This window comes from Cellulomonas biazotea (genome assembly GCF_004306155.1).
In the GTDB taxonomy this organism is placed as follows: Bacteria; Actinomycetota; Actinomycetes; order Actinomycetales; family Cellulomonadaceae; genus Cellulomonas; species Cellulomonas biazotea.
In genome coordinates this window covers 1-2,521 of the sequence record NZ_BIMR01000458.1, presented here as the reverse complement: position 1 = coordinate 2,521, position 2,521 = coordinate 1, and the positions used below count along the sequence as shown (strand labels likewise).

General features: G+C 75.4%; 3 protein-coding genes. All 3 read right to left on the bottom strand.

Annotated elements, in window-relative coordinates; all coding sequences use genetic code 11:
- Nucleotides 1-207, bottom strand: a 207-nt coding sequence (locus CBZ_RS21245) for a hypothetical protein (protein WP_218022837.1), incomplete at its 3' end; no start/stop codon positions are given.
- Nucleotides 204-1,067 (bottom strand): SDR family oxidoreductase, encoded by an 864-nt coding sequence (locus CBZ_RS20130; RefSeq protein WP_130783203.1) that lies wholly within the window; start codon nucleotides 1,065-1,067, stop codon nucleotides 204-206. The genes CBZ_RS20130 and CBZ_RS21245, both read right to left, overlap by 4 nt.
- Nucleotides 1,068-1,214: 147 nt before the next feature.
- A partial coding sequence (locus tag CBZ_RS20125; RefSeq protein ID WP_130783202.1) for an alpha-N-arabinofuranosidase occupies nucleotides 1,215-2,521 on the bottom strand: 1,307 nt, incomplete at its 5' end.

Genomic DNA, 2,521 nt, shown 5'->3' with positions numbered 1-2,521 from the left:
GCCGGGCCACGGGCCGACGCCGACGTCGTCGACGACCCGCCCGTCGGCCGCGGCGTGGCCGGGTCGGGCGGGTGCCGCGGCGTGGCCGGGCCGGCCCGGTGCCGCGGTGTCGTCGAGATGGGTCGTCGCGGGGTCGTCGGCGTGGGTCGCCGCAGGGCCGTCGGCGTGGGTCGTCGCGGGGGCGTCGGACGGGTGCTCCGCCGTCACGCCGGGGACGCCTCGGCGGTCCGGGCGAGCCAGTCGGCGTACGTGACCCGGCCGTAGCGGGCGTCGGGGGCGACGGCGGCGCCCGACGCGAAGAACGGCCCCCACCCGGGCAGCGGCACGCCGACGGGGATGCGCCGGCTGCCGTGCGCGTCGGCCCAGAGCCGTGCGAGGTCGGCGGCGGCGATCTCCTCGGGCCCGGCGACGGAGATCGTGCGACGACCCGGCTCGCCCTCGTCGCGCACGTCGCCGTCGACGGTCGCGTCGGGGCCCTGGGCGGCGTCGACGACGGCCCGGGCGACGTCGGTGACGTCGATGGGCTGGAACCGCCCGCCGCGCAGGTACGGCACGGTGCCGACGCGCGTGAGGGCGCCGGTGAGCGTCGGGCTCCCGAAGAACGTGTCGAAGAAGTCGTGGAACTGCGCGGCACGCACGACCGTCGACGGCACCGCCCCGGCCTGGTGCACGCGCTCCTGCGCGAGCTTGGTGCGGTAGTAGCCGACGGCGGTGCCCCGGTCGACGTTGAGGATCGACAGGACGACGGTGAGGCCGACTCCGGCGTCGCGGGCGGCGAGCGCGATCGACGCCGCACCGGCGGTGAGGACCTTCGCGGCGGCGGGCGTCTGCCCGTTGACGGTGTCGACGACCGTGTCGGCCCCGTCGAACGCGGCCCGCAGCAGGTCGGGGGCGTCGGGCGCCAGCGCGTCGGCGGCGACGTACTCCGCGCCGACGACCTGCCGTGCGGCGGGCGGCACGTGCCGGGACACCGCACGCACGCGGTCGCCGCGTCGCAGCGCCTCCTCGACGACGGCCCGCCCGGCGAGCCCCGTCCCACCCACGACCACGACCGTCCGCTGCGTCATGCCCCGATCATCCCGCGCACCCGACCGGCCCGGACCCGCCTGCCGCACGCGACTTCGTCACTCGGCGCCGAGGTCGCCGGTCGGAGCTGACGACCTCGGCGCGGACCGGCGACCTCGGCGGTGACCGGACGGAGACGGGGCGACGGGTCAGGACTGGGTGACCTCCAGCTCGACGACCGCCCACGAGAGGGCGGGGAGGCGCAGGGTGAGGGTGGCGTCGTCGGTGCGGACGTCGTCGAGGGGGCGCAGGCCGACCGCGTCGGGGGCGTCCTGGGTGCTGGCGGTGTGCCGGTCGCCGCCCTCGGGGACCGTGAGGACCTCGGCCGTCGTCACGCGCGCCCCGGTCCAGCCGCGCAGGTCGACGGTCACGTCGGCGGACTCGTCGAGCCCGCGGTGCGCGAGGAACAGCGCGACCCGCCCCCGCTCGGCGTCCCAGGTCGCCGCGACGTCCACGAGGTCGACGTCGCCGAACTTGCCGGCGTCGTAGCGGTCGGACCGCGCCGACACCCGCAGGATCTCCCCACGGGCCAGGGCGGCGGTGCGCGCGAAGGGCCAGAAGATCGACTGCCGCCACGCGGGACCGCCCGCCTCGGACCGGATGGGCGCGATGACGTTGACGAGCTGCGCCTGGTTGGCGATCTTCACGCGGTCGCCGTGCCGCAGCAGCGAGTTGAGGAACGTCCCGACGACGACGGCGTCGGTCACGGAGTACTCGTCCTCGATGATCCGCGGATGCTCACGCCAGACGCCCTCGCGCTCGATGACGTGCGGCTGGTCGGGCGTGTCCTTGCCGCTGGCGTACCAGACGTTCCACTCGTCGAACGAGAGGTTGATGCGCTTGGTGTGCTTCCCGGCGGCGCGCACGGCGTCGGCGGTCGCGACGACCGACTCGATGAAGTGGTCCATGTCGACGGCCGACGCGAGGAACGACGCGTGGTCGCCGTCGTGCTCCTGGTAGTAGGCGTGCAGCGACACGTAGTCGACGTACTCGTAGGCGTGCCGCAGGACGGTCTGCTCCCACGACCCGAAGGTCGGCATGCCGGAGTTCGACGAGCCGCACGCGACGAGCTCGATCGACGGGTCGACGAGCCGCATGGCCTTCGCGGCCTCCTGCGCGAGCCGCCCGTACTCCTCGGCCGTCTTGGCGCCCATCTGCCACGGGCCGTCCATCTCGTTGCCGAGGCACCAGAGCTTGATGTCGAACGGCTCGGCGTGCCCGTTCGCGCGGCGCAGGTCGGACAGCGCGGTGCCGCCGGGGTGGTTGGCGTACTCGACGAGCTGCCGGGCGGCCTCGACGCCGCGGGTGCCGAGGTTGACGGCCTCCATCACCTCGACGCCCGCGGCGCGGGACCAGTCGACGAACTCGTGCAGCCCGAACGCGTTGGTCTCGACGGTGTGCCACGCGCCGTCGAGCCGCCGCGGCCGTGCGTCGGCCGGTCCGACGCCGTCCTCCC